Annotated in this window: 3 protein-coding genes; all 3 read left to right on the top strand. The window is 22.4% G+C overall.

The features are described from left to right. Positions 1 to 218 (top strand): HNH endonuclease (locus IE124_RS36180; protein WP_502266939.1); only part of this gene is annotated, 218 nt, incomplete at its 5' end. 131 nt (positions 219 to 349) lie between these two features. Beyond that, the gene (locus IE124_RS36185; protein ID WP_188425078.1) at positions 350 to 661 is read left to right on the top strand and encodes an LAGLIDADG family homing endonuclease; all 312 of its coding nucleotides are present in this window, start codon (positions 350 to 352) and stop codon (positions 659 to 661) included. A 216-nt stretch (positions 662 to 877) separates the two neighbouring features. Then, a complete protein-coding gene (locus IE124_RS36190; RefSeq protein WP_188425082.1) occupies positions 878 to 1,231 on the top strand; it encodes an LAGLIDADG family homing endonuclease in 354 nt (117 codons plus the stop codon). Positions 1,232 to 1,440 lie beyond the last annotated feature (209 nt).

The raw sequence follows: 1,440 nt of genomic DNA on the forward strand, positions 1-1,440 counted from the left end.
CTAGATCTTTATCATTATTTAGTGGTATTTGTCAAATTTGTGGTTCTAAACATGATTTAGAAGTACATCACGTAAGAACATTAAATAATGCTGCCAATAAAATTAAAGATGATTATTTATTAGGTAGAATGATTAAGATAAATAGAAAACAAATTACTATCTGTAAAACATGTCATTTTAAAGTTCATCAAGGTAAATATAATGGTCCAGGTTTATAATAATTATTATACTATTAAATATGCGTTAAATGGAGAGCCGTATGATATGAAAGTATCACGTACGGTTCGGAGAGGGCTCTTTTATATGAATGTTATTACATTCAGATAGGTTTGCTACTCTACTCTTAGTAATGCCTGCTTTAATTGGAGGTTTTGGTAACCAAAAAAGATATGAAAGTAATAATAATAATAATCAAGTAATAGAAAATAAAGAATATAATTTAAAATTAAATTATGATAAGTTGGGACCTTATTTAGCTGGATTAATTGAAGGTGATGGAACTATTCTAGTTCAAAATTCATCTTCAATAAAAAAATCTAAATATAGACCGTTAATTGTTGTAGTATTTAAATTAGAAGATTTAGAATTAGCTAATTATTTATGTAATTTAACTAAATGTGGAAAAGTGTATAAAAAAATTAATCGTAATTATGTATTATGACTTATTCATGATTTAAAAGGTGTATATACATTATTAAATATTATTAATGGATATATGAGAACACCTAAATATGAAGCATTTGTTAGAGGTGCTGAATTTATAAATAATTATATTAATTCAACAACAATTCTACATAATAAATTAAAAAATATAGATAATATTAAAATTAAACCATTAGATACATCAGATATTGGTTCAAACGCTTGATTAGCTGGTATGACAGATGCAGATGGTAATTTTTCTATTAATTTAATAAATGGTAAAAATCGTTCTAGTAGAGCAATGCCTTATTATTGTTTAGAATTAAGACAAAATTATCAAAAAAATTCTAATAATAATAATATTAATTTTTCTTATTTTTATATTATGTCTGCAATTGCACTATATTTTAATGTTAATTTATATAGTAGAGAACGTAATTTAAATTTATTAGTATCTCTTAATAATACGTATAAACTATATTATAGTTATAAAGTAATAGTGGCTAATCTATATAAAAATATTAAAGTAATAGAATACTTTAATAAATATTCTTTATTATCATCTAAACACTTAGATTTTTTAGATTGATCTAAATTAGTTATTTTAATTAATAATGAGGGTCAAAGTATAAAACTTAATGGTAGTTGAGAATTAGGTATAAATTTACGTAAAGATTATAATAAAACTAGAACTACGTTTACTTGATCTCATTTAAAAAATACATATTTAGAAAATAAATAAATAAATTATTATTACTTTCTTCCCCTCCGAATCCGTAATATATTTACGGATATATA

The organism is Streptomyces narbonensis (assembly GCF_014649015.1).
In the GTDB taxonomy this organism is placed as follows: Bacteria; Actinomycetota; Actinomycetes; order Streptomycetales; family Streptomycetaceae; genus Streptomyces; species Streptomyces narbonensis.

Bases quoted from the DNA above. Each gene is read 5' to 3' on its own strand.
- IE124_RS36190 (WP_188425082.1), top strand. From the start codon at position 878: ATGACAGATGCAGATGGTAATTTTTCTATTAATTTAATAAATGGTAAA.
- IE124_RS36185 (WP_188425078.1), top strand. From the start codon at position 350: ATGCCTGCTTTAATTGGAGGTTTTGGTAACCAAAAAAGATATGAAAGT.